Consider the following 26,845-nt stretch of genomic DNA (forward strand, 5'->3'; position numbering starts at 1 on the left):
CCTTCCCCTCATGACTGACCCCACGCAACAACTTCCCGCCGCAACCCTGGTCACTGCCGATGCGCACCGGCGGCGCCTGCGCTGGGCCCAGGGCGTGTTGCTGCTCTTCCACGTCACCGGATTCATTGGGTTGGCGTTTTCCCAAGACCCCAGCTTCTACCTGCAATTTGTTCCCCTGAACCTGCTGCTGACTGTGGGCCTGCTGCTGGCCTTTCAGCCCCGCCGCACGCCGGCTTTCTGGAGCTTCTGCGTGGTAACCATGCTAGTAGGCTTCTTTGTAGAGGTAGTAGGCGTGCGTACGGGCCTGCTATTCGGGCAGTACACCTATGGTGCTACTCTGGGGGTGAAGTGGCTAAACGTGCCGCTGATGATTGGCGTTAACTGGCTGATGCTCACGTATTCGGCCGGTATTTTGGCCCGCTACCTGCCCATTCCCGATTTTCTGCGGGCGGTGGTGGCGGCCCTGCTACTAGTAGGCCTGGATGTGTGCCTGGAGCCAGTAGCCGTGCGGTACGACTTCTGGCGCTGGCAGTACGACGTTATTCCGCTGCTCAACTTCAAGGGTTGGTTTGCCGTCAGCCTGATTTTGCAGGTATACTTTAACCGGGTCGATTTTGTCAAGCGTAATCCGCTGGTTCCTTTCGTGTATCTGCTTCAGCTGCTATTTTTTTTCGGCTTGGGCATGCTATTTTAGGCGCCTACCGCGTTGGAGGGCCGCTGGGCAGTGCGGATAGAATTCATCCCTTATTTTCTTGCCCTTCAGATGGAGGAAATTGTACTCTCTAAACTTCTCGACCGCGCTCTGGCGCTGCTCCACGAAGTAGGGGTAGGTATTTTGCACGAGGAGCAGCTGGCTGCTGCCCTCGATGTTAGCCCCGCTACATTCCGGGAACTGTTTGGCTCCAAAGCCGGACTCGTATGCCAAGCCATTCAGCACAACTTTGCCCGGCAGCGGGCAGAGCACGAGCAGCTATTAGCCAACCTGGCTACTCCCGTGGAGCGTTTGCTGGCCTTATTGCATCATAGCCTCCAGGAAATGCGCCGCTCCCCGCACTACGACTATCATGTGCTGCGCGAGGAGTATCCGGAAGCATGGACCCTAATGCAGAGCTACTTGACGGAGTACGTCGCGCCGCTGCTGGTGCAGCTGTTGCAGGCCGGCATTCAGGAAGGACAGTTCCGGGCGGAGTTGAATGCCCGCCTCATCACTCACCTGCTGCTGGCCCAGTTCAATCTGCTGGTAAATGAGCAGTTCTTCCCCCCGACTACACCAACCTTGCTGAGGTGTACCGCAACCTGTTCTTTCCCTACGTGCGCGGCCTCTGCACCGATGCCGGCGCCCGCCTGGTCCGCCACCAGTTCGCCCGAGTATAGCGGTGAGATAGGGAATGAGTGACTAAGTGAGGCAGTGCTAGGGCGCGGAGGCTGAGCGACACTAATATTCCTCATCCTGAAGCATGACATGGCAAGCAGCGCGATGCCATCCTTCCTGACCAATTTGCTACCCTTCAGAATGTAACAAGCCCTTGACGTATGATAGCGCCAAGGGCTTGTCACGTTTCTAGGTTTTAAGGCAAATGAGAGGAATGGGGTCGGTGCCTTCGCCAGGACGGCACTACTTCACCTAGTCACTCACTTACCATCTCACTGTATCCATTTAGCTAATGGACACGCGCACTTTGGCGGTGTATTCGCGCAGGGCGGTTTTGAATTCGGTGCCGTGGTCTTGCATGTGGTTGAGGATGAAGATGGCGGCAAACACGTGGGTAAGCTGCTCGCCTTCATCTTCCCCTTCTACCTCAAAAGCGGGGGTTTGCTCTTCCAGCAGGGCTTGCTCTGCGGCAACTAGGCTTTGCAGCGTCTGAGTTTCCACCAGGCGCTTGATTATGGGCATTTTCATGACGCAGCGGACCTAGTTGAGGCGGGAAATCAGGCTGGCTACGGCCTCTTCCTTGCTGGCGGCTACGGTTTCCAGCAGCTCTCCATTGCGGAACACGGCAAAGAAGGGCAGGTTGGTGACGCTGGCCAGCTTGCGGGCTTCAGGGCTGGTTTCGGCGTTTACGTCCAGGAAAGCAATGTCCTGGTTTTGCTCAGCCTCCGAGAGGCGCTTGAACTTGGGCGAAAACAGGCGGCAGTTACCGCACCAGTCGGCGTAGTATTTCACCACTACTTTCTCGTTATCCTGCAGTAGTTGTTGGAGATCAGCGTCGGTGGCTTTCGTTACGGGCATTATCTGAAATATTGGTTGACAAAACGGAATCAGCAGATAAGAATGGTTCTTATCTGCTGGCAAAGGTAAAGCCCGAATTCGATAAAAAAGTTTAGGATCTACTACCTCCCGCCGGACGCGGTTGCATCTACTCCCGCCGAACGCGGCTGCGAAGCCCCGGCTCATCAGCCACTACACAAAGCCGGCAAGAGCCGGTGAACTGATTGATAACCCAGGCGGCAACCGGTTACTAGGTTGCGTGAACAGTCAGCGCTTCTGCTACCCTGTATAAGACCGTCATGCAGAGACGCCATTCGTTTAGTTGTCTAGTGGCCAAACACTTGAGGCTGCCGCAACTCAGCAGGCTAGCATTCTGGTGCTAGGCTACCGGGAACCAAGGCCCAGCAACTTCGTTAGGAATCTACCCCTTACGTGTTCTTTTCCGCTTCCGCATGCAGTCCATTCTCTTCTTCGGCGACTCGCTCACGGCCGGTTACCAACTCCGCGCCAGCGAGTCGTTTCCTTCCCGCATTCAGGAAAAAATTGACGCCCTGCACTTGCCTTATAAAGCTTACAACTACGGCGTCAGCGGCGAAACCACTGCCGGGGGCCGCCAGCGCATTAGCTCTGTGTTGAGCCGCTTCGAGAAGATTGACGTGTTCGTGCTAGAGTTAGGTGCTAACGACGGCCTACGGGGCATTCCCGTCCGCGAAACCACCCAGAATTTACAGTACATCCTGGATGAAGTGCGCCGCGCCCATCCCGAAGCCCGCGTGGTGCTGGTAGGCCTGGAATTTCCCTTCGACTTGGGGCCGCTGGCTACCTTGGGGGGCGGCCGCATGGGTCATTACGCCCTGGAATTCAAGGCGCTATTCCGCCAGCTAGCCGAAAAAAATGAGGTCGATTTTGTGCCCTTCTTGCTTCACGGCGTCATCGGCCAGCGCCACCTCAACCTCCCCGACGGCGTGCATCCCAACGCCGAAGGCCAGAAGATTCTGGCCAACAACGTATGGGCAGTGCTGGAAAAAGTGATTCAGTGAAATGGTGATTGAGTGAAGTAATGATTCGGTGAGTTAGTGAAGTGTAGTCATGGCGAGGAGGTACGACGATGCCATCCTTCCTCCCTTTGTAATAAGCCTAATAATGTGACAAGCCCTTGACGCCAGCGCGGATGTCAAGGGCTTGTCACATTATTAGGGGGTAGCACGTTGGTCAGGAAGGATGGCGTCGTCGTACCTCCTCGCCATGACTACACTTCACTCATCTACTCAATCCCTATTTCACTTTGTACATACGCTCGTAGTACTCGGTGGCCATGCGGTGCGACTCGAACTCGGGCTCTACCTCGCGCATGCCGGTTTTTACTACTTCCAGGAATTTCTCTGGCTGGGCGTAGTACAACGGGATAATTTCGTTTTCCAGTACGTCCAGCACGTTGGTGGCCTCAATGTCGTCCTTCACGTGGTCGGGCTGGTTGATGTCGGTGTGCTCAATGATGAAGCCGTTTTCGCCGTGGCGCACAAACTCCGGAATCCAGCCGTCGGCAATGCTCAGGGAGGCCGAGGCGTTCATGGCAGCCGTCATACCGCTCGTGCCGGAGGCTTCGCGGGGGTAGCGCGGGGTGTTCAGCCAGATGTCGGAGCCCTTTTTCAGGGCCGCCGACAGTCCTAGCTCGTAGCCCGTGAGCACGGCGCAGGTTTTCAGGTTCTTGGTTTTGCTGATGATGTCGTTGAACAAGCCAATAGCACCGAAATCCTTGGGATAAGGCTTGCCTGCCCAAATCACCTGCACCGGCCGATCCTGGTTATTTACAATGCTCAGGAACCGCTCGAAGTGGCGCAGAATCAGGTCGGCGCGCTTGTAGCCGGCAAAGCGGCGGGCCCACACCACGGTCAGCACTTCCGGGTCGAGGAGGGTACCGGTCTGGTCGGCCACGATGTCGAACAGCTGCTTTTTCAGCTCCCGCTTCCGGGCCTTCAAGGCTGCATCGTCATTGGCTTCTAGGGCGGCGTGCAGGGCCTTGTCGCGCCAGTAGGTGCCGTTCTGGGAGTTGGTAATGGCAATGATGGGACTGATGCCCTGATAGCTTCCCCACATGTCGTTGGCTACCTCGCCGTGCACCTTGGAAACGCCGTTGCTGATGCGCGCGAAACGCAGAGCCGTGAGCGTGTAGTTCAGCTGCTCATTTTCCACCAGTCCAAGGCGGTGTACTTCCTCCAGGGGCACGTTGCCGAAGAACGACATTTTGTGCAGCAGCTTCACGGGGTGCTCCTCGTTGCCGGCCAGCTCGGGGGTGTGCGTGGTGAAAACCAGGCGCTTGCGTACTTCGTCCTGGTTGCGGCCGTGCTTGTCGTAGAGGTAAAAGGCTAGGGGCAGGCCGTGGCCTTCGTTGAGGTGGTACACCTCCGTCTGGCGGCCTAGCAGGTCGAGCAGCTTGCCGCCGCCCACGCCCAGCAGAATGCTCTGGGCCACGCGGGCGGCCGTGTCGGCGTCGTAGAGGTGGTGGGAGATGGTGCGCGAGAGGTAGTCGTTCTCCGGAATGTCAGTGGTCAGGAAGAACATGGGGGCCGTCCCGAACGTGTCGGGGCCAGGTACAGGGCTTTTACCAGCACCTGCGCGTTGTGAATCTCGATGGGGAACGTCAGGCCGGTATCCTGCAGGAAGCTGTAGTGCTTGAGGCGGAAATCGGCGCGCATGCTCTGGTCTTCGTTGCGGCCCTGGTCGTAGTAGCCAAACGACCACAGGATGCTGATACCCACCAGGTTCTGCCTGAGCTCATACACGGAGCGCATGTGGGAGCCGGCCAGAAAGCCCAGGCCACCGGAGTAGGTTTTCAGCGCTTGGTCGAGCGCAAATTCCATGGAAAAATACGCGGCCGGCGTGCTAAACTCGGGGGCCGGGGTGTACATCTGAAAGTCAAATGCCATAAAGCAAGAGGGGGCTGAATGAGAGAACGAGCGGTAGGTCCGCCCGGGCGAGTAAGCGTACGAATTCGCACCCAAAAAAAGCGGAAAAGTGTGGACTCTGCGGGCCGGACGGGGCCGACAAGGCCAAAATGCAAATCAGCCATTAGTAATAAGCAAAAAAGCATCATTAGCCCGTTGCCACCAGAAGGTGCTTATGCTGAAATAAACCCAGCGGCTCCTGCTCGGCAAGCTGAATACAATTTTGGCGTAAGCCTTTCTGTTTCTGACGCTTTTGTAACAATTACATAATATTAAGCAGCCGAGTTGTGGAGTAGCCCCGCGGTAGCTTTGCGGCTCGAAAGTCAGTTCTTTTCCACCTTTCACAACCAACACCTTTCTATGCGCTACCCCCTGCGCTGGCTGGCGGCCTCCCTGCTAAGCCTCTCCGTCCTGTCCTGCGCTAAGCAGGAAAACCTTCCTGCTCCCACCTTAACAGCAGTAACCGCGGCCGATGTAAGCAGCGCTGGCTTCCCTGAAGGCTTTGACACCGGCACCAAAACTGCTTACACCACCGGCTCCGTGGCCCTGGGTTCCGGCTCCTGGACTCTGAACGATGCCCTGCTAGGCAACACCACCGCCGACCCCAAAACGGGCGCTCAATCAGCCCGCATCCGCAACGTGGGCTCGCTCACGATGAACTTCAATGCCACCACCGGCGCCGGGGTAGTAACCGTGCAGCACGCCGTGTACGGCACCGATGCCAGCTCGCAGTGGGAGCTGTGGGTCAGCCAGAACAGCGGCTCCTCCTACACCAAAGTGGGCAGCACCATTACCAGCAGCAGCGCCACCCTGAGCACCGCCTCGTTCACGGTAAACCTGAGTGGCACCATCCGCCTGCAGATCCGCAAGATTTCCGGCGGCACCAACCGCATCAACATTGATAACGTGACGATGGAGCAGTACGGCTCCGGCACGACTACCCCGCCGCCCACCACCGAGGGCAAGAAGTTCTTGTTCGATGCTTCCCACGGGGAGCTGGCCGGCAACGCCGACTGGGTACTGGACGTGGATGGTGGCCTGACGCCGCGCTACCCCTCGCCGGCCCAAAGCGGCATTACCAGCACCACTCCGGAAACCTACTGGACGGGTGCCGTTTCGGCCTGGGGCGTGGCCCTGGTGAAGCTGGGCCACAGCGTGGAGCAACTGCCCACGGGCACGGCCATCAGCTACGGCAACGCCAGCAACCCCCAGGACCTGAGCAACTACAGCGTGTTCGTGGTGGATGAGCCGAACATTGTATTTACGGCGGCCGAGAAAACGGCCATTCTGCAGTTTGTGCAGAATGGGGGCGGGCTGTTCATGATTTCCGACCACGACATTTCGGACCGCAACAACGACGGCTGGGATTCGCCGGATATCTGGAACGACCTGATGAAGAACAACTCGGTGAAGGCCAACCCTTTCGGCTTCAGCGTGAACCTGGACAACATCGTGGAAAACAGCACCAACGCGCTGGCTTCTACCACTAACCCCATCATGAACGGCTCCCAGGGCCGGGTGTCGCAGCTGTCCTTTCACAATGGCGCTACCATGACCCTCTCGCCCACGGCCAACAGCACGGTGCAGGGCCTGGTGTGGCGCACCTCGGCTACCCAGGGCAACAGCCTGACCATGGCCGCCAGCAGCACCTTCGGCACGGGCCGCGTGGTGATTGTGGGTGACTCCTCCCCGGCCGACGACGGTACTGGCTCGCCCGGTAACACCGTGTACGACGGCTGGAATGAGAACGTCAGCCATGCCCGCCTGCACCTGAACGCCTCGCTGTGGCTGGCGAAGCTGCAGTAAACTGACTGCGGTTGCTTGCTTGTTGCTGAGCACTCATTCCTCGAAAAGCCCCGCTGCCGGCACGTGCCGACGGTGGGGCTTTTTGCTGCTTTCTACTTTCACTTCAACAGGGCCTGTACAACCCCATTGCTACCCTAAAACTTGGCGAGTAGCAAAACCCATCAATACCACACCGAAAACCGGTCAATACATCATCATTTCGGGCAGGTTCAGCAGTAGCGTACGGGCGCGGGGGTGCGTACCTTGGCTGTTCCGTTTCTTGTTCCCACTCGCGTATGATTTCTGCCCGATTCCTGCCCCTGCTGGCTGGCACTCTGCTAGCCACCACTGCCCCGGCCTTGGCCAGCGCGCCCGCCGCCCCCATTGCTACCGCCACCCCGGCCGCTAAGGCCGCCGGCATTCAGCGCATTGACCCGACCTTTTGGTGGGTGGGTATGAAAAACCCTAAGCTGCAACTGTTGGTGCACGGCCCCGGCATTGCCAGCAGCACTGCTACCCTCAAGGCCTATGAGGGCGTAACCCTGGACGGGGTGCAGAAGCTGGAAAGCCCCAACTACCTGCTCCTGAACCTTACCATCAGTCCCGCGGCCAAGCCCGGTAAGCTGCAGCTGGAGTTCAAGGGCGACAAAAAGCAGACCTACAGCTACGAGCTGCGCCAGCGCACTACCCCCGGCGACAAATCCAAAGTGCAGGGCCTGACCCAGCAGGATTTCATCTACTTCCTGATGCCGGACCGCTTCTCGAACGGCGACCCGAAGAACGACTACTTCAAGGACATGCGCGCCCCCAAAGTGGCCCGCGACTCCATGTACGCCCGCCACGGCGGCGACCTGAAAGGCATCGAAAACCACTTCGACTACCTTAAGAGCTTGGGCGCCACGGCCATCTGGATGACGCCGGTGACGGAAAACGACATGCCCAAGGCCAGCTACCACGGCTACGCCCTCACCGACTACTACAACACGGACCGCCGTTACGGCACCCTGCAGGAGTACAAGCAGTTCGTGGACCGGGCCCACCAGAACGGGCTGAAAGTGGTGCACGACGTGGTGCTCAACCACATGGGTAGCAAAAACTACCTGTTCCTGGACCAGCCCGCCAAGGATTGGTTTAACCAGTGGCCCAAGTTTACGCGCAGCAACTACAACTCCTCGGCCCTCAACGACCCCTACGGCTCGGAGCTGGACCGCAGCCTTTACAACCGCGGCTGGTTCGACACCACCATGCCCGATGTGAACCAGAGCAACCCGCTGGTAGCTACCTACCTGATTCAGAACTTCCTGTGGTGGGTGGAGTACACTGGCCTCGACGCCTACCGCATCGACACCTACCCGTATTCCGACCCCAAGTTCCTGATGCATTGGGGCCAGGCCCTGAACGAGGAGTTTCCCAACCTGTTCAAGTTTGGGGAGGCCTGGGTGGGTAGCACGGCCCAGCAGGCCTTCTTCGCCCGCAACATCTTCCAGCCCGTAGATGGGTTCAAGTCCAACCTGGAATCGGTATTTGACTTTCAGTCGCAGGGGGCTATTCACGACGCGCTACGGGGCGACAATGGCAACATGAACCGCCTGTACGAAGCCCTGCAGGGCGACTGGATGTACGAGGACGCGAGCCGCAACGTGACCTTCCTCGACAACCACGACATGAGCCGCTTCTACTCCGTGATAGGGGAGGACTTCGCCAAGTACAAAATGGGCGTGGCCTGGCTGCTAACTACCCGCGGTATTCCCCAGCTCTACTACGGCACGGAGGTATTGATGAAGAACTTCTCGAACCCCGACGGGCTGGTGCGCGAGGACTTCCCCGGCGGCTTTGCCGGCGACCAGAAGAACTACTTCACGGCGGCCGGCCGCACGGGCCAAGCCGGCGAGGCCTTTACCTACCTGAGCACCCTGGCCAACTACCGCAAAACGCACCCGGTAGTAGCTACCGGCAAGCTCATGCAGTTCATCCCACAGGACGGCGTGTACACCTACTTCCGCTACAACGACCAGGGCCAGGCCGTGATGGTGATGCTTAACGGCAGCAAGGACGAGAAAACCGTGGATGGCGCCCGGTTTGCCGAGCGCACCAACGGCTTCAGCTCCGGCACCGAAATTACTACCGGCGCCACCCTGGGTAGCCTCAGCAGCTTCAAGATTCCGGCCCGCACGGCGTGGGTGGTGGAGCTGAAAAAGTAAGCTTTGGGAGGGGCACCGGGAACCACCGGTGCCCCTCGCTACTTATGCAGTACTACCTGGTACTATTTTCAGCTTAAACTTGACTGATATCATGACCGACCTGACCGATCAAGTAGCCATTGTTACGGGTGCCAGCCGCGGCATCGGCCGCGCTACGGCCCTGCTGCTGGCCCTGCAGGGTGCCAAAGTGGTGGCCGTGGCCCGCAGCGCCGAGGAACTGGAAGAGCTTAACACCAAAACCCAGGGCCTGGCCATTCCGGCCGACGTGGCCGATGAGGCCGACGCCGACCACGTGGTGGCGGAAACGCTGAGCCGCTTCGGCCGCCTCGACATTCTGGTGTGCAATGCCGGTGTAGGCTCGTTTAACCTGCTGGAAAACATGGAGTCGGCGGAGTGGGACCGGATATTTGATGTGAACGTGAAGGGCACCTTCCTGATGTGCAAGGCCGTGGTGCCCCACTTCAAGGCCCAGGGCCACGGCCACGTGGTAGCCATTGCCTCTGATGTAGCCCGCCGCACCTTTGAGCACGGCACCGTATACGGGGCCAGCAAATCGGCCCAAGATGCGCTGCTGGGCTCCTTGCGCAAGGAAGTGCGGCCCCACGGCGTGAAAGTCAGCACCATCTACCCCGGCCTGGTTGATACTTATTTCAACGAGTCGAAGCCCGGCGGCGTGGAAGCGGAGAAAACCCACCTCAAGCCCTCCGACGTGGCCCAAGCCGTGCGCTACGTGCTGGAAGCTCCGGCCCACGTGGTGGTTGACGAGCTGATGCTACACCCCATAACTCAGGAGTGGTGAAATAGTGAGCTGGTGAACGGGTGAGTTTAATGTTCGGCTGGCGCGTTGGTGCACCGATAGAACATTAAACTCACTAGTCCACCAGCTCACTATTTCACCATTTCCTACCTTGCTCTTGTATGAAACTACTGCTACTTCCCGTGGCGGCCCTTTCCGCGGGGCTGGCTTTTCTTTCGCCTTCTCTTTCGACTGCGCCTACCCCTGTGCCCGTGGCTGACCTTCTTCCTCCTTCGGACCCCAACACCACTGACGAACAACCTCAGGATCATAAGCTGGTGATTTACCAGTTGATGACGCGCCTGTTCGGCAACAAAACGGCCGTGAACAAGCCTTACGGCACGCTCCAGGAGAACGGCGTGGGCAAGTTCAACGACATCAACAACACGGCCCTGCAGGCCATCCGGAAGATGGGGCCTCGCACGTGTGGTTTACCGGCGTGCTGGAGCACGCCACCATGACCGATTACACCAAGCACGGCATTGCCCTCGACGACGCCGACGTGGTGAAAGGCCGAGCCGGTTCGCCCTACGCCATCAAGGACTACTACGACGTGGACCCCGACCTGGCCGTGAACGTCAAGAACCGCATGCAGGAGTTCGAGGCCCTGGTCAAGCGCACCCACGACAACAACCTCAAAGTCATTATCGACTTCATTCCCAACCACGTAGCCCGTACTTACAAGTCGGATGCGCGGCCCAAGGGCGTGGTTGATTTGGGGGAGAAGGACGATAAGACCAAGGCCTTCCTACCCAATAACAACTTCTACTACCTGCCCGGCAAGTCGTTTGTGGTGCCGGCCGGCTACAATCCGCTGGGCCCGCTAACCGGCCCGCGCGAAGACAAGAAGTTTCAGGAAGTGCCCGCCAAAGCTACCGGCAACGACGTGTTTTCGGAGGCGCCCAAGGTGGACGACTGGTTTGAAACCATCAAGCTCAACTACGGCGTCGACTACCAGAACGGCCGCGCCAAACACTTCACGCCTACCCCGGATACCTGGCTGAAAATGCGCGACATCCTTGTCTTCTGGACCAAGAAGAACGTGGACGGCTTCCGCTGCGACATGGCCGAAATGGTGCCCGTAGAGTTCTGGGCCTGGGTGATTCCGGAGCTGAAGAAGGTAAACCCCAACCTGATTTTTATCGGAGAAGCCTACGACGCCAAAACCTACCGGATGTACATCGAGCAGGGCCACTTCGACTACCTGTATGATAAAGTAGGCCTTTACGACGGCCTGCGCCGCCTCATGCGTGGCGAGGGCACCACCGACGATATCACCAAGGTTTGGAAGGAGGAAAGCCGCGGCTTCTCGGGCCACATGCTGCGCTTCCTGGAAAACCACGACGAGCAGCGCATTGCCTCCAAAGACTTTGCCGGCAACCCCCGGGCTGCCATTCCGGCCATGACGGTGTCGGCTACCCTGGCTACGGGCCCGGTAATGCTGTACTTCGGGCAGGATGTGGGCGAGCCGGCCCACGGCTCGGAAGGCTTCTCGGGCGAGGACGGCCGCACGACCATCTTCGACTACTGGGGCGTACCGGAGCACCAGAAATGGATGAACGGCGGCAAGTTCGACGGGGGCAAGCTCAGCACCGAGCAGAAGCAGCTGCAGGATTTTTACGTGCGCTTGCTTACCCTCAGCAGCCAGAGCGAGGCCATCCGCCGGGGCCGTTTCTATGAGCTACAGGACGCCAACAACCTCGATGCCCAGTACAACCAGCGCCAGCTCTACACCTACCTGCGCTTCACCGACAAGCAGCGCCTGCTCATCGTGGCCAACTTCAGCCCCGACAAAACCTACCGGCCTACCCTGCGCCTGCCCAAGGAAGCTCTGCAGCTGATGGGCCTTGAGGCCTCGCAGTTCTACACCTACACTGAGCTACTCAACCAGGCCCCACCCGTGGAAACGCTCAACCTGACCCTGGCCCCGCAGAGCGCCTACATCTTCGAAATCAAGCCGAAAAAGTAGAACTCAGAACGTAGCTTGTAGAGCTTAGAAATATTTCTAACATTCTAAGCATTAAGTTCTGATTTCTAAGTCTTTACTACCTATTCTAACCTCCCACCGTATGGCTACCAGCGTAGCGGCCGCTCCCACCGGCACCCACGAAAAACCCCGCCTGAGCTTCTGGCAAATCTGGAATATGAGCTTCGGCTTCCTGGGCATTCAGTTTGGCTTTGCTCTCCAGAACGCTAACGTCAGCCGCATTTTTGAAACGCTGGGCGGCACCGAAATAGCCTTGTATTGGCTGGCCGCCCCCCTAACGGGTATGCTGGTTCAGCCCATTATCGGCTACATGTCGGACCGCACCTGGAGCCCGCGCTGGGGCCGGCGGCGGCCGTTCTTTCTGATCGGGGCTATTCTGGCTTCCCTGGCCCTGTTTGTGATGCCCAATGTGTCGGCGTTGTGGATGGCAGTAGGCATGCTTTGGATCATGGATTCCAGCATCAACATCAGCATGGAGCCCTTCCGGGCCTTGGTAGGCGACTTGCTGCCCGGCGACCAGCGCACGACGGGCTTTGCAGCGCAAACGTTTTTTATTGGGGTAGGAGCCGTGGTAGCGTCGTCGCTGCCCTGGATGTTTACCAACTGGTTTGGCATTGCTAATACGGCCCCGCCGGCCAAATTCCGCCTTCCGTGAAATACTCCTTTTACATTGGGGGAGTAGCTTTTTTCTCGGCGGTGCTCTGGACGGTGCTTACCACTAAAGAGTATCCCCCGGCTGACCTAGCCGAGTTTGAGGCGGAGAAGCGCCGCACGGCCGGCATTGCCAACGGATTCCGGGAGTCGTTTGCCGGCATCTTCCACATGCCCAAAACAATGGCCCAACTGGCTATTGTACAGTTCTTTTCCTGGCTGGCGCTGTTCTCGATGTGGATTTACACCACGCCGGCCGTTACTAGCCACATCTACCACACCACGGATGCTACCTCGAAGGTTTATAATGAAGGCGCCGACTGGGTAGGCGTTTGCTTTGCAGTGTACAACGGCATATCGGCAGTGGCGGCCTTGTTGCTGCCGGTTATTGCCCGCGCTACCAGCCGCCGGGTTACTCACTTGCTGTGCCTCGTGGCGGGCGGTTTGGGCCTGATTTCCATCTACTTTATTCAGGACCCCAAGCTGCTGCTGCTGTCTATGGTAGGCGTGGGGTTTGCCTGGGCTTCCATTCTGAGCGTGCCATACGCTATGCTGGCCGGGGCCCTGCCCGCCAACAAAATGGGCTACTATATGGGCGTGTTCAACTTCTTCATCGTTATTCCACAGGTAGTGGCGGGGCTTATTTTAGGCTTCTTCACCAAGAACATTTTTGGCGGCGAATCCGTGTACACGCTTATCGTAGGGGGCGTTTCGATGATTATTGCCGGGGTGCTGACGCTAATTGTGCACGACTCCGACGAGGTACGCCTGCCCGCTGACGCCGCTGACTTACGGGCTCCTTCGCCTGCCTACGATGCGCCCCTAGAAACCGACCCGCGGGTGTAACCCCACCTGGCTCGTTTCTTACCAGCAGCCTTCGCCCTTACCGGCGGGGGCTGCTGCCTTTTAGGGGCTGCTGATTCGGCTGCCAGGGTCTCCGTATTAGTACGCAACTGGCCGCACGCAAAAATCCGCATTTAACCGGCAACGGCTACCCAGCCTCTTGTCGTATTCCTTAGTCGCGCCACGTCTTTGCATTTCCTTTCCCAACCCCGTGGCTTGCCCTGACCTTCTCGCTGCGTATGGTGTTTCCTGTAATCTTCTTCGGCCTGTTTTTCGGGATATACGCCTTTATACTAGTGCTGCTGGTGTGGCCGCGCCGCCGGCTGGTACCGCCCGCTGACCGTCCGCGCGTGAGCATCCTGATTGCCGCCCGCAACGAAGAAGCTACCATCATTCGCTGCCTTACGGCCCTAACCAAGCTGAACTACCCGGCCGAGCAGCTCGAAATTCTTATCGGCGACGACGCTTCGACGGACAACACGGCAGCCATCATCGAGCAATTCATTGCCGACAAGCCCCAGTTTCGGCTCCTTTCTGTTCGGCACCGCTTGGGCATGGCCCGGGGCAAGAGCAACGCCCTGGCCCACCTCTGCCGCGCTGCCACCGCCGACTACCTCCTGTTCACCGACGCCGACATGGCTCTGCACCCCGATTGGGTCCAAACCATGCTGGCCGCCGCGCCCGCGGGCGTAGGTATTGTAACGGGCATCACCACCGCCGAGGGCAACCTTTTCGGGCGCCTGCAGGGTCTGGACTGGCTGTTTGGCCTGAGCTTGATTCGGGTGCTGACGGATATGGGGCTACCCATCACGGCCGTAGGTAACAACATGCTCGTGACCAGGGCCGCTTATGAGTCTATTGGTGGGTACGAGGCACTAGCCTTCAGCATCACCGAAGATTTGCAGCTGTTTGAGAAGGTAGTGGCGCAGGGGTGGGGCTACCGCAACATCATTGCTCCCAGCGCCTTGGGTATTTCGGTGGCCCAACCCACCTTGCATTGCCTGCTGCACCAGCGCAAGCGCTGGATGAAGGGAGCCGTGCGCCTACCCTGGCAGCTCACGTTGCTGTTCAGCTCCTACAGCCTGTTTTATACGGTACTGGGGTGGCCGGGCCTGCTGCCCCTGGGTACGGTGGGGGCGTTGTACGCGGCGAAAGTGGCGTGCCAGACGCTTTACCTGGCCATTACGTTGCGCCAAGCCGGGCACCGCGAGAACTTGGCCGTGCTGGTGCTCTACGACGTGTATCTGCTGTTTATGTCGCTGGCGGTGCTGGTGTACACCTGGTGGCCATCGGCTATTCAGTGGAAGGAGCGGCGTTACCGCTGGGCTGAAGGGTAGGGGCTTACTGACCGGACTGCAGCCACTGTTGGGCGGGCATTTCCTCGGTGAATACCTCTACCTGCGCATCGTCTTGGCCTGTCTGGGCAAACTCAATCAGGCGTGGCCGCAGGATGTCGGCGTGGAAGGGGGTAGTCAGGTAAGCCAGCCGCCGCGTGACACCGGGCAGGGCACTGCGCATTTGCGCCCGAAAATCTTCCAGCACCCATTGTAAATCTGCCGGCTCTGCCAACCCCCGGCTCCGCAAATCAATCAGCCAGTGCGCAGCCTGGTGCTGCCGCGCCAGCCCCAGCGCCGCCTGGTACCCGGCCCGGTGCTCGGCGGAGGTAGCGGCCCGCGTCCAGCGCATAATCAGCAGGCGCAAGTCCGAGCGGTAGGACAGGCGGAGGTAGTCGGTTTCAGTGAGCAGCATACAGAGGGGAAGAGAAACGAAGGTACTGCCGCCAGGGCAAACCGGCACTTTACCTAACCAACTTTGTGGGCTTCTGTTTGCCCATGCGGCAGGTCCGCCAGTCCGCCTACACCGGCGGCTAGCGGCCTCACTGGGCTTGCCGGCTCCACTGGTTTCGCGGGTTGGTTCTGGGTAGCTTTACTAGTACTGATGTGGAAGTGCCCACCCGATAGGAGTTCTTATATACCCGCCGTGTTGGATGCAAGAACGATGTGGCGCTAGAGCTGCAACGGGCCTTGGCGCAGTCACTGCCGGAGCCTACCGTGTCGGAGCTTCGGGCGGAGCAATGGTTTGGTGCAGATGCGGCCGGAGCAGCACCGGCTTTTTTCGTGCAGCCCGCTCGCGCTGAAATTGTCTTTCGGCGCGTAACTTACGGTTCGCATTCATCTCACTCCTTTTTTCTTCTTAATGACTCGCAACCAGTTGTTGCTGCTTGGCCTGGGGGCCTCGCTGGCGTTCCAGTCGGCTCAGGCGCAGCAGAAGCCTGCCACCAAGCCCGCTACCGTTACCAAAGCTCCGGCAGCTACGGCTGGCGGCGCCCGCCTCGTGGAGAAAGTAACCCGCAAAGGTTCCGAGGTGGTAATTCCATACGAGAAGTACGTGCTGCCCAACGGCCTGACGGTTATCGTGACCGAAGACCACTCCGACCCCTTGGTGCACGTAGACGTGACCTACCACGTGGGTTCGGCCCGGGAGCAGATTGGCAAGTCGGGCTTTGCCCACTTCTTTGAGCACATGATGTTCCAGGGCTCCGACCACGTAGCCGACGAGCAGCACTTCAAAACGGTAACGGCCGCCGGCGGTACCCTCAACGGCTCCACCAACCGCGACCGGACCAACTACTACGAAACCGTACCGAGCAACCAGCTAGAGACGGCCCTGTGGTTGGAAGCCGACCGCATGGGCTTTTTGCTGGATGCCGTAACGCAGCCGAAGTTCGAAAACCAGCGTTCCACGGTGAAAAACGAGCGGGGCCAGAACTACGATAACCGGCCTTATGGCCTGGCGTCGGAAAACGTGTCGCGCACGCTCTACCCCTACGGCCACCCGTATTCCTGGATGACCATCGGCTACCTCGAAGACCTGGACCGCTCCAACGTCGACGACCTGAAAAACTTCTTCCTGCGCTGGTACGGCCCCAACAACGCGACCCTCACCGTGGGCGGCGACGTGAAGCCCCAGGATGTGGTGCGCCTGGCCGAGAAGTACTTCGGTCCCATCAGCAAAGGTCCGGCCGTGGCCGCCCAGAAGCTGCCCGCTCCCAAGCTCACCCAGGACCGCTACGTAAGCTACACGGACAACGTGCGCTTCCCGATGCTGCAGATGGTGTTCCCGACAGTACCCAACGGCCACCCCGATGAGTACGCCCTCGAAGCCCTGTCCGAAATCATTGGCCAGGGTAAAAACTCCCTGCTCTACAAAAACCTGATTAAGCCCCAGCAGGCTTTGCAGGCCCAGGCCTACAACAACTCCTCGGAGCTTTCCGGCGAGTTTACGATGGTGACGCTGCCCTTCCCCGGCAAAGGACTCGACAGCTTGGAAAACCAGGTGCGTCGCACGTTGGCCGAGTTTGAGCGCACCGGCGCCACTGCCGAGCAGGTAGCCCGCTTCAAGGCCAGCACCGAGGCGCAGGTAGTGAACAGCCTAGCTAGTGTGAGCGGCAAGGTAAGCCAGCTAGCTGCCAACCAGACGTATTTCGGCAACCCCAACCGCCTGCCCGAGGAGCTCAAGCGCCTGCGCGCCGTGACGCCCGCCGAGGTAAACCGGGTGTACAACCAGTACATCAAAGGCAAGAAGGCCGTGATTCTGAGCGTATTGCCCAAGACGGGCGGCGCCCCGGCCAAACCCGACAACTACACGGTATCGAAGGAAGGCTACCAGGCCCCGACTACGGTTACGCGGGCCTGACCTACGTAAAGCCAACCGATACCTTCGACCGGAGCAAGCAGCCCAAAGCGGGTACTAACCCCGTGGTGCAAGTGCCGCAAGTGTGGCAGTCGTCCCTGGATAACGGCCTGCGCCTGATGGGCACCCGCAACGCCGAAATTCCAACGGCAACGATTCTGCTGACCATCCGGGGTGGCCACCGCCTGGAGCAAACCGACCCCAACAAGGCCGGTATTGCCGCCCTGACGGCCAGCATGCTGAACGAAGGCACGGAGAAGTACACGTCGGAGCAGTTTAGCTCTGAGCTTGATAAGCTGGGTAGCACCATCCGCGTTTCGGCCGGCGAAGACAACACGACCATCTACGTGCAGAGCCTGACCAAGAACCTGCCCGCTACCATGAAGCTGCTGGAAGAGCGCCTGCTCCGCCCGCGCTTCGATGCCGCCGACTTCGCCCGTATCAAGAAGCAGACCCTGGAGGGCATTGCCAACCAGAGCACCCAGCCGGTGGTTATTGCCGACAAAACGTTTGCCCGCCTGATTTACGGTCCGGCTAACATCATGAACGTGCCTTCCAGCGGCACCACGGCCACCGTTACTGGCCTGACCCTGGACGACGTGAAGCAGTTCTATCAGCAGAACTACGCGCCCAACGTGAGCTACCTGGTGGCCGTGGGCGACGTGGATCAGGCGACGCTCACCAACCAGACGGCCTTCCTGAAAAACTGGCAGAAAAAGGATGTTCGTCTGCCCGCCAGCGCCCAGGCCACGCAGCCCGATAAAACCCGCATCTACTTCGTGAACAAGGACGGAGCTGCGCAGTCGGAAATTCGGGTGGGCTACCTTACCCCGCTCACTTATGATGCCACCGGCGACTTCTACCGCGCCTACCTCTCCAACTACATCCTGGGTGGGGCCTTCAACTCCCGCATCAACCTGAACCTGCGCGAGGACAAGGGCTACACCTACGGGGCGCGTTCTGGCTTCCAGGGCTCGCGCTACGTGGGCCCGTACACAGCCAGCGCCGGCGTGCGCGCCGATGCTACGGCGGCCTCGGTAAAGGAGTTCATGAAGGAAATCCAGAACTACCGCAACGGCATCACCGACGAAGAACTGCAGTTCCTGCAAGCTTCCGTGGGCCAGAGCGACGCCCTGCGCTACGAAACCGGCCAGCAAAAAGCGGCCTTCCTCTCGCGCCTGTTGGAGTACGATCTGTCGAAAGACTACGTGCAGCAGCAGAGCACCATCCTCAAAAACCTTAAGAAGGAGGATGTGCAAGGCATTGCCCAGAAGTACCTGCCCGCCGATAACATGTACATCGTGGTAGTAGGCGACCGGGCGAAGTCCTTCCCCGGCCTCTCGGAGTTGGGCTACGAGGTAGTAGAACTGGATGCCGATGGCAACCGCGTGGCGGCTCCCGCCGCCACTACCCCGGCTGCGCCAGCCGTTAGCGTAACCCCGCCGGCCGAGAATGAGAAGATGAAAATCAAGACCAAAGACGCCGACGGTAAAAAGGAAAAGCGCAAAGCCAAGAAGGACAAAGAGGACACTAAGTAATCCTCGCTTTTCCATCCTACTCAAAAGCCCGGATCCATTGGATTCGGGCTTTTTTTGATGCTGCCCCCGCCCGTGGTACCATGCCTTAGCGCAGTAGTAAGGCGCATAGCGGTAGTTGCGCTGGGTAGCGCAGCCGTCAAAGGCACCCACCAGTGGGTGCCTTGTTGGTTTACGGAACCTCTTGCCTAGTTCCGCGTGTAGCGTACATGCAGCCGCCGGGCGAAATACGTATCTTTCCCAAGCCCATATGAGGCGGCAAACCTATGGTAGTGGAGAAAGATCTTGCAACGACTCGGGCTCTGGACGATGTGCTGGCCCGCCTCGATGCTTTCAAGCGTAAGTTTTACCTGAGCCTGCTGGTTCGCGGGGCCTTCGTGGCTGGCGGCCTGCTGCTCAGCCTATTTCTGGTGTTCAACCTGCTCGAATACTTCCTGTACCTGCCCACCTGGGTGCGGGCGGGGCTGTTGTTCGGGTTCGTGGCGGGCATGCTCTACGCCTTTGGGCGCTGGATCTGGCAGCCTCTGGCGGCCCTTATCAACCTGCGCCGGATGCTGAGCGATGAGCAGGCCGCGCGCCGGGTAGGGGAGCTGTTTCCGGATGTGCAGGACAAGCTCCTGAACGCCCTGCAGCTGCGCGGGCAGGCCCAGGAAAATGCCCTGCTGGCCGCCAGCCTGGAGCAGCGCGCCGGGCAGCTGCGCGGCGTCGAATTTACCCAAGGCATTAACATTCAGGCCCAGAGCAAGCCCCTGTGGAAGTACGTAGCCATTCCGGCCGCCGTAGTGGTGCTGGTGCTGCTGATTTACCCCAGCCTGTTTGTGCAAGGCACCGAGCGAATTCTTAATTACGACCGGAAGTACAGTCCGCCCGCGCCCTTCCGGTTCGTGGTGGAAAACAAAAACCTCACGGCGTTCAAGGGCGAAGATTACACGCTGAACGTGACGGTAGAAGGCGAAGCCCTACCCAACGAAATCAGCATTGTCTACGACGGGCGGGAGCGGCATCTGGTGCGCGAATCGGGCAACCGGTTTCGCTACGAGTTTCGGCAGCTCCGCCAAAACGTCGAGTTTCAGTTGGCTGCCGCTGGCTTCACCTCTTCAGAGTACGACCTGACGGTGAAGGCCCGGCCCAACCTGCGCGACTTTGCCGTGCGCGTTTCCTACCCCGCCTACCTCGGCAAACCCGCCGAAACCATTCGCAACACCGGCAACCTGACCGTGCCCGAAGGCTCAGACCTGCGCTGGGAGTTTGCCACCGAAGCCACCGACCAACTGCAACTCAAGTTCCGCAACCCCGATGAGGTAGTAACTGCCCAACCCGACGACGAGCAGTTCCGCCTGTCCCGCCGGGCCTTGCGCAGCCAGCAGTACTCGGTGCATTTGCGCAACGCCAACAGCCCCAACCGGGACCCCATCGAATATCAGCTCACCGTTATTCCGGACCAGGCGCCCGACGTAACGCTGGAAGCTTTTCAGGATACTACCTCCCTGCGCTACCTGGCCCTGGGCGGTAATGTTCGGGATGACTACGGCCTCTCGCGCCTGCAGCTACACTACCGCGTGCTGAGCAAAGCTCGGCCCAACGCCGCCTACCAAACCCGCGCCCTACCCCTGAGCAGCGGCCCTAGCCAGAGCTACGCCTACCAGTGGGACGTGCGCCCCCTGAACCTGCGCCCCGGCGACCGGCTGGAGTACTTCGTGCAAGTCTGGGACAACGACGGGGTGCACGGGCCGAAGTCAGCCCGGAGCCGCACCGCCGAATTCCGCCTGCCCTCGCGCACGGAGCTGCGGCAGCAGCTGGCCTCCCAGAGCCAAGCCGTGCAAAGTCAGCTCAGCCAGGTCGCCCAGCAAAGCAAGAAGATGGAGCGGGAGCTGGCCAAGGCCGATGACAAGCTGAAAGTTAAGCGCGACCTGAACTTCCAGGACCGCAAGCAGCTGCGCGACATGCTGGACCAGAAACAGCAGATGGACCAGGCCCTGGATGAGCTGAAGCGCCAGTTTGAGCAGTTGCAGGAGCAGCAAAACCAGCTCGATCCGCAGAAAAACGAGGAGTTGGCTCAGAAAGCCGAGGAGCTGAAAAAGCTCATGGAAACTCTGCTCGACCCGGAAACCAAGAAGCTGTACGAAGAGCTGCAGAAGCTGCTGGAACAACAGCAGGACCAAAACCAGCCCGACATGCAGAAGCTGCTCCAACAGCTTGAAAACAAGGAAAACACCTTGCAGAAAGAGCTGGAGCGGGCCCTGGAAATGTTCAAGCAGCTGCAGTTTGAGCAGAAACAGGATCAGGCCCTGGAAAAGCTGCAGCAACTAGCCCAGGAGCAGCAAAAGCTGGCCGACGAAACCCAGAAGAACGATAAGAACTCGCCCCAAGCGCCCCATGACAAAAACCAGCAGCAGCAAAAGCAGCAGGACCTAAAGCAGCAGCAGAGCGAGCAGCAGCAGAAATTTGAGGAGCTGAAGCAAGACCTCAAGGACATGAAGGAGCTGGACAAGCAGCTCGACGGTGAAAACGGCGCCGACGAGATGAAGCAGGAACAGCAGGAGGTAGACGAGCAGCAGCAGGACAGCCAGGAGCAGCTCGGCAAAAACCAGAACCAGAAAGCCAGCCAGAGCCAGAAGCAAGCCGCCCAAAAAATGCAGCAGATGGCCCAGAAGATGCAGCAGCAAATGAACGAGGAGGAGCAGGACCAGCAGCAGGAAAACATCGACGACCTGCGCGACATCCTGGAAAACCTGCTCAAGCTGAGCTTCGACGAGGAAAACCTGATGAAGCAATTCCGCACCGTGGACCAGTCAGACCCGCGCTTCGTGCAGCTCGGCCAGACTCAGCGCAAGCTCAAGGACGACGCCCGCGTGGTGCAGGATTCACTGTATGCCCTGGCCAAGCGCGTGTTCCAGATCAAGTCCTTCGTGACCCGGGAGGTAGGCGAAATGAATGGCCGCATGGACGAAAGCCTCGACCAGATCCGGCAGCGCAATATTGGGCGGGCTACCAGTTCTCAGCAGCTAGCCATGACCAGCATGAACAATCTGGCCCTCATGCTGAACGATGCCTTGCAGCAAATGCAGGAGCAGCAGCGCCAAAGCCAGAGCCAGCAGCAGCAGCAGGGCGGGGGCAAGTCGGGCCGCAAAAAGAAGAAGGGCAGCTCCGCCGGCGAAGGCCAACTGGGCCGCATGCAGCAGCAGCTCAACCAGCAGATTCAGCAGCTCCAGCAAAGCGGCAAGCAAGGAAGGGCCCTGTCGGAGGAGTTGGCCAAGCTAGCCGGACAGCAGCAAATGCTCCGGCAGGCCATGCAAGAATTGGAGCGCATGCAGCAGAAGGGCGGGGGCAAACCCAGAAATAACAAAGATGGCAAAGGCCAGGACGGTGCCGGAGGCCTCGGAGATGTGAAAAAATTGATGGAACAAACCGAAACCGACCTCGTAAATAAGCGGCTGACGGAGCAGACCATTATGCGCCAGCGTCAAATCCTGACGCGCTTGCTGGAAGCCGAGAAGTCGGCCCGGGAGCGGGACCAGGACGAGAAGCGCGAAGCGCAGACGGCCCAGAACCGTCCGCCCGTGTTTCCGCCGGCGTTTCAGCAGTATAAGCGCCAGCAAAACCGGCAGACGGAGCTCCTTCGCACCGTGCCGCCGGCCCTCACGCCCTACTATCAGCGCGAGGTGAGTGAATATTTTCAGAAAATGAAGTAGCGTTCAGCTACTTTTACCGCCCCTACGCCGCCTTCCCTTTCAATTCCTATGAAGCAGGTTAAAATTCAGATTCCTTCCCTGGTCGAGAACATCCGCGTAGTGGAGAGCTTTATCGACAACTCGAAGGATACGTTTCACATCGAGGACGACATCTACGGCAACATCATGGTGGCCGTCACGGAGGCAGTCAACAACGCTATCCGCCACGGCAACAAGTTTGACAAAGACAAGAATGTCTTTCTGTCGCTGTTCGTAGACCAAGACCGGGTAAAGTTTGAAATCGAGGACGAAGGCACCGGTTTCGACTACACCAACCTCATTGACCCCACGGCCCCGAAAACCTGGAAAACCCCGGTGGCCGCGGCATCTTCCTGATTCGGCACCTGGCCGATGACGTGGAATTCACCAAGGATGGCCGCAACGTGCAGCTGACGTTCATGCTGCCTACGCCCTCGGCTCCTGAGTCTGGCGCTACCATTAACGGTGCCGAAACAGCCATTCACTAGTTGCTTTTGCTACCATGAGCGACCTGCCCCCGAGCACGATGATCAGGAAGAAGATGACTTTGGCCGCGACGAAGGCCCAGGCATTGAGTTTCTGGTGGAGGATGTTGACTTTGAGTTGGCCGATGCCCAAGACCTGACTTCCTGGATTGAGCGGGTGGCGGAAGTGCATGAGCACGAAATTGTGCAGCTTACCTACATCTTCTGCTCTGATGAGTACCTGCACAAGGTCAATCTGGAGTACTTGGAGCACGATACCTACACTGACGTCATCACCTTTGATAATGCTGACGACGCCGACATCATCGAAGGCGACATCTTCATTTCGGTAGAACGGGTGCGGGAAAATGCCGTGCAATTGGGTGTTCCTTTCCGCGACGAGCTGCACCGCGTCATGATTCACGGCGTACTGCACCTGCTGGGCTACGCCGATAAGGACCTACTCAGCCAGACTGCCATGCGCAAGAAAGAGGACGACTGTCTGCTCCTGCGTACTTTTTAAGCAGAGCAGGTTTGCCATTTATCACTGAAACGCCCGCCTCTGAGCGGGCGTTTTTGCGTCGCAGCTTCCTGACCCGTTTCAACGCCGGAGACACCTATTTGGTTAACGGTGCTGACGTTTGGAGCTTGTAAGGGAGTAGGCGAATAGTGTCGTAAATGACCATGTGCCGCGCGGCTATAACAAAAGAACGGTCATTCCTCGACAAGCTCGGAATGACCGTTTTTATTGGGCGGAGCTCGGAATAATATTCTTACCAGATAGGTAATATTGCTTACCTACACATCCTAGTATATTCCCATAATGGCCGCTACCCCTCCGCAACATCCTATTATTCGAGGCGATGCGCTGGATTTTTACCTGAGTCAGGGCTACTACCGGATGCATCAGGATTTATTTACCTGCCGCTTCCTACCCCTCGACGACGACTTGTATACCGTGCACTGGCTGCGGCTGCGGCTGGCTGCGGTGCACTACGGTCCGGCCCAACGGCGGCTTCTGCGCCTCAACGAGCCGTTCATCGTAACCATCCGCCCGTTCCAGCTCACTGCCGAGTATGAGGCCCTGTACGCCCTCTACCGCAGCACTATTACGTTTGATGCCCCCGAAACGGTAGAGGCCTTTTTGCTGGCCGGAGCCACGCACAACGTGTTCAGCACCCACGTACTGGAGGTGCGGGATAAGGAGCAGCTAATTGCCGTTGGCATTTTCGACAGTGGGGCCCGCAGCTTGGCGGGCATCATGAACTTCTACCATCCGGCCTACCGCCGTTACAGCCTGGGAAAGTACCTCATGCTGCTAAAAACTAACTACGCCCGCCTGCATCAGAAGACGTACTACTACCCCGGCTACCTGGTGCACGGCTACTCCAAATTTGATTACAAGCTTTTCCCCTGCTTGGCGGCTACGGAGGTGTTTGATGCCCTGAACGGAGGCTGGCTACCCTTTAACTGGAACACCGTTGCGGCCCATTCCGCGGAGCTACTGACGGGCTGGCCCCGGAAGACTTGGCCGAGGACAACTTTAGCTAAGCAAGCAGCTCAGCTGCCAAACGGCCCGCCAGCGGACAAGCTTCCGGGGCAGCCTTGGGAGCTTATAGGCACCGAGGCCAGGTAAAAAAGAAGACAAGTGCCTATCTTTGCGCACGTTTTGAGCGGGTTGCGCCCGAGTTGTGGAAGAGCATTGCCTGACAGATACGCCCGCTTAACTGCGGGTGTTTTCTGTTTGAGAAGCTGCGAACTTTCCCCTTCCTAGTTCCTGTTTCCTTCCAACGGTCAGCGCCGGCGGCGGCTACCTTCCAGTAGACGTTAGGCAGCCGCCCACAATCCGCGTCATCCGTCACAATCGTTTAAATCCGTGATTCATGTTTCAGCAAGAAGAGTACGACGTTATTGTAGTAGGTGCCGGCCACGCGGGCTGTGAGGCCGCCGCGGCCGCGGCCAACATGGGCTCCAAGGTCCTACTCGTGACGATGAACATGAACACCATTGCCCAGATGTCGTGCAACCCGGCTATGGGTGGGGTAGCCAAAGGCCAGATTGTGCGCGAGGTAGATGCCCTGGGCGGGCAGTCGGGCATCATCACCGACAAAACCATGATTCAGTTTCGGATGCTGAACCGCTCCAAAGGTCCCGCTATGTGGAGCCCAAGGGCCCAATCGGACCGTATGCGCTTTGCCGAGGAGTGGCGCAATACGCTGGAGCAAACCCTGAACGTGGACTTCTGGCAGGAAGCCGTAATGGGCTTGCTAGTTGAAAACGACACGGTAGTAGGGGTAAAGACCCAGCTTGGCATTGAGTTTCGCGGTAAAGCGGTAGTACTCACTAACGGTACTTTCCTCAATGGCCTTATCCACATTGGCGAGAAGCAGTTTGGTGGGGGCGCGCCGCCGAAAGCCGCAGCACGGGCATTACGGAGCAGCTAATAGAGTTGGGCTTCGAGGCGGGCCGCATGAAAACCGGCACCCCGCCCGCGTAGATGGCCGCAGCCTGGACTACTCCAAAATGGAGGAGCAGGCCGGCGACGAGGTGCCCAGCAAATTCTCCTACCTCAATACGCCCGCCCTAACTAAGCAGCGCCCCTGCTACATCACCTACACTAACCCTGAGGTGCACGAAATCCTGAAGGAAGGCTTCGAGAAGTCGCCGATGTTTCAGGGCCGCATCAAGGGGCTGGGGCCGCGCTACTGCCCTTCGGTGGAGGATAAAATCAACCGCTTCGCCGACAAGGACCGTCACCAGATTTTTGTGGAGCCCGAAGGCTGGAGCACGGTAGAAGTGTACGTGAATGGTTTTTCGAGCAGCCTACCCGAGGATGTGCAGTACCGCGCCCTGCGCAAAATTGCCGGCTTCGAAAACGCCAAGATGTTCCGCCCCGGCTACGCCATTGAGTACGACTTCTTCCCACCCACCCAGTTGCACCTGACGCTGGAAACCAAGCGCATCCAGAACCTCTACTTCGCGGGCCAGATCAACGGCACCACGGGCTACGAGGAAGCAGCGTGTCAGGGTCTGATGGCCGGCATCAACGCCCACAACAAGGTGCACGGCAATCCACCCTTCATCTTGAAGCGGAGCGAAGCCTACATCGGCGTACTCATTGATGACCTGGTCAACAAAGGCACCGACGAGCCCTATCGCATGTTCACGAGCCGCGCCGAGCACCGCCTGCTCCTGCGCCAGGACAACGCCGACCTGCGCCTTACCCCCCTGGGCCATGCCCTAGGTTTAGCCTCCGACGAGCGCATGGAGCTGGTGCGCGAGAAAGAACGCCAGACCCAGGAGGTAGCCAAGCTGCTGAAAAATTACTCTATCGAGCCCCAGGAAATCAACGACTGGCTGACGGAGTTAGGCTCGGCCATCATCCACGAGAAAACGCGCGCCGTGAATTTGCTGCGCCGTCCCAACGTGGACTTGCCGGCCCTCACGCGGGTGCTGCCCGGCCTCACGTTGGCCCTGGCGCCCTACGGTCCGGAGGCCCTGGAGCAGGCCGAAATTCTGGTAAAGTATGAGTCCTATTTGGTGAAGGAACACCAGCAGGCCGCCCGGGTGCAGGAGCTGGAAAACTTCCAGATCCGGGGCCGCCTCGACTACAAGGCCATGCCGGCCCTCTCGCACGAAGCCCGCGAAAAGCTGCTCAAGATTCAGCCCGAAACCCTAGGCCAAGCTTCCCGCATCAGCGGCGTCTCGCCGGCCGACGTGTCGGTGCTGATGGTGTACCTGGGTCGGTAAGAAGACGCATATCCTTTCAACCAAGCACGTCATCCTGACGGAGCAAGGGCCTTATCACAAAGCACGAGCGGTACTAAGGGTACTCGTTCTGGCGTGGTAAGGTCCTTCCTTCGTCAGGATGACGTGCTTGCGTTAGTAGTGGCCGCGTGATTTATGGTTTTATCGTTGTTGCCTGACATCTGCCCCGAATTCTCCGTGAATTTGTGGCAGCTTCGTTTTGTACCTTCGCCTTGCGGCTGGCTTCTCTGCGCAGGTCAATCGTCGCAATCAGCGAAA

General features: G+C 58.9%; 21 protein-coding genes and 2 pseudogenes. 18 read left to right on the plus strand and 5 right to left on the minus strand.

Annotated elements, in window-relative coordinates; all coding sequences use genetic code 11:
* Window positions 1-10 precede the first annotated feature (10 nt).
* The gene (locus MUN84_RS11655) at window positions 11-694 is read left to right on the plus strand and encodes a carotenoid biosynthesis protein (RefSeq protein WP_244694261.1); all 684 of its coding nucleotides are present in this window, start codon (window positions 11-13) and stop codon (window positions 692-694) included.
* 69 nt (window positions 695-763) lie between these two features.
* The gene (locus MUN84_RS11660) at window positions 764-1,396 is read left to right on the plus strand and encodes a TetR/AcrR family transcriptional regulator (RefSeq protein ID WP_244694262.1); all 633 of its coding nucleotides are present in this window, start codon (window positions 764-766) and stop codon (window positions 1,394-1,396) included.
* A 261-nt stretch (window positions 1,397-1,657) separates the two neighbouring features.
* On the opposite strand, the gene MUN84_RS11665 is transcribed toward MUN84_RS11660, so the two are convergent.
* The gene (locus tag MUN84_RS11665) at window positions 1,658-1,900 is read right to left on the minus strand and encodes a DUF6952 family protein (protein ID WP_244694263.1); all 243 of its coding nucleotides are present in this window, start codon (window positions 1,898-1,900) and stop codon (window positions 1,658-1,660) included.
* Between the two features lie 12 nt (window positions 1,901-1,912).
* Window positions 1,913-2,230, minus strand: coding sequence for a thioredoxin family protein (locus tag MUN84_RS11670; RefSeq protein WP_244694264.1), 318 nt, complete (start codon window positions 2,228-2,230; stop codon window positions 1,913-1,915).
* 431 nt (window positions 2,231-2,661) lie between these two features.
* Between MUN84_RS11670 and MUN84_RS11675 the strand changes: the two genes are divergently transcribed.
* On the plus strand, window positions 2,662-3,249 hold the full coding sequence (locus MUN84_RS11675) for an arylesterase (RefSeq protein ID WP_244694265.1): 588 nt from the start codon (window positions 2,662-2,664) through the stop codon (window positions 3,247-3,249).
* Between the two features lie 235 nt (window positions 3,250-3,484).
* Here the strand turns inward: MUN84_RS11675 and glgP are convergent, their stop codons facing one another.
* Together glgP and MUN84_RS11685 are read right to left on the minus strand one after the other, a co-directional pair.
* Entirely contained in the window at window positions 3,485-4,771 is a 1,287-nt protein-coding gene (gene glgP / locus MUN84_RS11680) for an alpha-glucan family phosphorylase (RefSeq protein WP_244694266.1), read from the minus strand.
* A complete protein-coding gene (locus MUN84_RS11685) occupies window positions 4,759-5,136 on the minus strand; it encodes a hypothetical protein (RefSeq protein WP_244694267.1) in 378 nt (125 codons plus the stop codon). The genes glgP and MUN84_RS11685 overlap by 13 nt, the downstream gene beginning before the upstream one ends.
* Window positions 5,137-5,514: 378 nt before the next feature.
* On the opposite strand from MUN84_RS11685, the gene MUN84_RS11690 reads away from it, so the two are divergent.
* From MUN84_RS11690 to MUN84_RS11715, 8 genes are all read left to right on the plus strand, one after another.
* Complete coding sequence (locus MUN84_RS11690; RefSeq protein ID WP_244694268.1) at window positions 5,515-6,960, plus strand: hydrolase; 1,446 nt, start codon at window positions 5,515-5,517, stop codon at window positions 6,958-6,960.
* A 275-nt stretch (window positions 6,961-7,235) separates the two neighbouring features.
* A complete protein-coding gene (locus tag MUN84_RS11695) occupies window positions 7,236-9,140 on the plus strand; it encodes a glycoside hydrolase family 13 protein (protein WP_244694269.1) in 1,905 nt (634 codons plus the stop codon).
* Between the two features lie 79 nt (window positions 9,141-9,219).
* Window positions 9,220-9,939, plus strand: coding sequence for an SDR family oxidoreductase (locus MUN84_RS11700; RefSeq protein ID WP_244694270.1), 720 nt, complete (start codon window positions 9,220-9,222; stop codon window positions 9,937-9,939).
* 119 nt (window positions 9,940-10,058) lie between these two features.
* Entirely contained in the window at window positions 10,059-10,397 is a 339-nt protein-coding gene (locus MUN84_RS24560; RefSeq protein ID WP_410780043.1) for a hypothetical protein, read from the plus strand.
* Complete coding sequence (locus MUN84_RS11705) at window positions 10,361-11,905, plus strand: alpha-amylase family glycosyl hydrolase (RefSeq protein WP_410780044.1); 1,545 nt, start codon at window positions 10,361-10,363, stop codon at window positions 11,903-11,905. The genes MUN84_RS24560 and MUN84_RS11705 overlap by 37 nt, the downstream gene beginning before the upstream one ends.
* A 100-nt stretch (window positions 11,906-12,005) precedes the next feature.
* Window positions 12,006-12,578, plus strand: a complete 573-nt coding sequence (locus MUN84_RS23790; RefSeq protein WP_317238911.1) for an MFS transporter — start codon at window positions 12,006-12,008, stop codon at window positions 12,576-12,578.
* Window positions 12,575-13,420 (plus strand): MFS transporter, encoded by an 846-nt coding sequence (locus MUN84_RS23795; protein ID WP_317238912.1) that lies wholly within the window; start codon window positions 12,575-12,577, stop codon window positions 13,418-13,420. The genes MUN84_RS23790 and MUN84_RS23795 overlap by 4 nt, the downstream gene beginning before the upstream one ends.
* Window positions 13,421-13,656: 236 nt before the next feature.
* A complete protein-coding gene (locus tag MUN84_RS11715; RefSeq protein WP_244694271.1) occupies window positions 13,657-14,754 on the plus strand; it encodes a glycosyltransferase in 1,098 nt (365 codons plus the stop codon).
* A gap of 4 nt (window positions 14,755-14,758) precedes the next feature.
* Here MUN84_RS11715 and MUN84_RS11720 read toward each other — a convergent pair whose 3' ends face one another.
* Window positions 14,759-15,166, minus strand: coding sequence for a hypothetical protein (locus MUN84_RS11720; protein ID WP_244694272.1), 408 nt, complete (start codon window positions 15,164-15,166; stop codon window positions 14,759-14,761).
* Window positions 15,167-15,613: 447 nt separating this feature from the next.
* Here MUN84_RS11720 and MUN84_RS23800 point away from each other — a divergent pair, with 447 nt between their 5' ends.
* The 7 genes and pseudogenes from MUN84_RS23800 to mnmG all read left to right on the plus strand — a co-directional run bounded on the left by MUN84_RS23800 (window position 15,614) and on the right by mnmG (window position 26,569).
* Complete coding sequence (locus MUN84_RS23800; RefSeq protein ID WP_317238913.1) at window positions 15,614-17,113, plus strand: pitrilysin family protein; 1,500 nt, start codon at window positions 15,614-15,616, stop codon at window positions 17,111-17,113.
* A 62-nt stretch (window positions 17,114-17,175) separates the two neighbouring features.
* A complete protein-coding gene (locus MUN84_RS23805; RefSeq protein WP_317238914.1) occupies window positions 17,176-18,648 on the plus strand; it encodes a pitrilysin family protein in 1,473 nt (490 codons plus the stop codon).
* Between the two features lie 263 nt (window positions 18,649-18,911).
* On the plus strand, window positions 18,912-22,337 hold the full coding sequence (locus tag MUN84_RS11730; RefSeq protein WP_244694273.1) for a DUF4175 domain-containing protein: 3,426 nt from the start codon (window positions 18,912-18,914) through the stop codon (window positions 22,335-22,337).
* A 48-nt stretch (window positions 22,338-22,385) separates the two neighbouring features.
* Window positions 22,386-22,843: pseudogene (locus tag MUN84_RS11735) on the plus strand (ATP-binding protein).
* Complete coding sequence (ybeY, locus tag MUN84_RS11740; RefSeq protein ID WP_244694274.1) at window positions 22,821-23,342, plus strand: rRNA maturation RNase YbeY; 522 nt, start codon at window positions 22,821-22,823, stop codon at window positions 23,340-23,342. The pseudogene MUN84_RS11735 and the gene ybeY overlap by 23 nt, the downstream one beginning before the upstream one ends.
* 300 nt (window positions 23,343-23,642) lie before the next feature.
* Window positions 23,643-24,455, plus strand: coding sequence for a GNAT family N-acetyltransferase (locus tag MUN84_RS11745; RefSeq protein WP_317238915.1), 813 nt, complete (start codon window positions 23,643-23,645; stop codon window positions 24,453-24,455).
* Between the two features lie 247 nt (window positions 24,456-24,702).
* A pseudogene (mnmG, locus tag MUN84_RS11750) lies at window positions 24,703-26,569 on the plus strand (tRNA uridine-5-carboxymethylaminomethyl(34) synthesis enzyme MnmG).
* Window positions 26,570-26,845: the final 276 nt, after the last annotated feature.

It is taken from the genome of Hymenobacter sp. 5516J-16, assembly GCF_022919335.1.
Classification (GTDB): Bacteria; Bacteroidota; Bacteroidia; order Cytophagales; family Hymenobacteraceae; genus Hymenobacter; species Hymenobacter sublimis.

What these genes read in the sequence shown, in the direction of transcription:
- MUN84_RS11665 (WP_244694263.1), bottom strand. Translation starts at nt 1,900, where the DNA reads ATGAAAATGCCCATAATCAAGCGCCTGGTGGAAACTCAGACGCTGCAA.
- MUN84_RS11675 (WP_244694265.1), top strand. Translation starts at nt 2,662, where the DNA reads ATGCAGTCCATTCTCTTCTTCGGCGACTCGCTCACGGCCGGTTACCAA.
- MUN84_RS11745 (WP_317238915.1), top strand. Translation starts at nt 23,643, where the DNA reads ATGGCCGCTACCCCTCCGCAACATCCTATTATTCGAGGCGATGCGCTG.
- MUN84_RS24560 (WP_410780043.1), top strand. Translation starts at nt 10,059, where the DNA reads ATGAAACTACTGCTACTTCCCGTGGCGGCCCTTTCCGCGGGGCTGGCT.
- glgP (WP_244694266.1), bottom strand. Translation starts at nt 4,771, where the DNA reads ATGTTCTTCCTGACCACTGACATTCCGGAGAACGACTACCTCTCGCGC.
- MUN84_RS11660 (WP_244694262.1), top strand. Translation starts at nt 764, where the DNA reads ATGGAGGAAATTGTACTCTCTAAACTTCTCGACCGCGCTCTGGCGCTG.
- MUN84_RS11720 (WP_244694272.1), bottom strand. Translation starts at nt 15,166, where the DNA reads ATGCTGCTCACTGAAACCGACTACCTCCGCCTGTCCTACCGCTCGGAC.
- MUN84_RS11695 (WP_244694269.1), top strand. Translation starts at nt 7,236, where the DNA reads ATGATTTCTGCCCGATTCCTGCCCCTGCTGGCTGGCACTCTGCTAGCC.
- MUN84_RS11670 (WP_244694264.1), bottom strand. Translation starts at nt 2,230, where the DNA reads ATGCCCGTAACGAAAGCCACCGACGCTGATCTCCAACAACTACTGCAG.
- MUN84_RS11715 (WP_244694271.1), top strand. Translation starts at nt 13,657, where the DNA reads ATGGTGTTTCCTGTAATCTTCTTCGGCCTGTTTTTCGGGATATACGCC.
- MUN84_RS11730 (WP_244694273.1), top strand. Translation starts at nt 18,912, where the DNA reads ATGGTAGTGGAGAAAGATCTTGCAACGACTCGGGCTCTGGACGATGTG.
- MUN84_RS11685 (WP_244694267.1), bottom strand. Translation starts at nt 5,136, where the DNA reads ATGGCATTTGACTTTCAGATGTACACCCCGGCCCCCGAGTTTAGCACG.
- MUN84_RS23800 (WP_317238913.1), top strand. Translation starts at nt 15,614, where the DNA reads ATGACTCGCAACCAGTTGTTGCTGCTTGGCCTGGGGGCCTCGCTGGCG.
- MUN84_RS23790 (WP_317238911.1), top strand. Translation starts at nt 12,006, where the DNA reads ATGGCTACCAGCGTAGCGGCCGCTCCCACCGGCACCCACGAAAAACCC.
- MUN84_RS11655 (WP_244694261.1), top strand. Translation starts at nt 11, where the DNA reads ATGACTGACCCCACGCAACAACTTCCCGCCGCAACCCTGGTCACTGCC.
- MUN84_RS11690 (WP_244694268.1), top strand. Translation starts at nt 5,515, where the DNA reads ATGCGCTACCCCCTGCGCTGGCTGGCGGCCTCCCTGCTAAGCCTCTCC.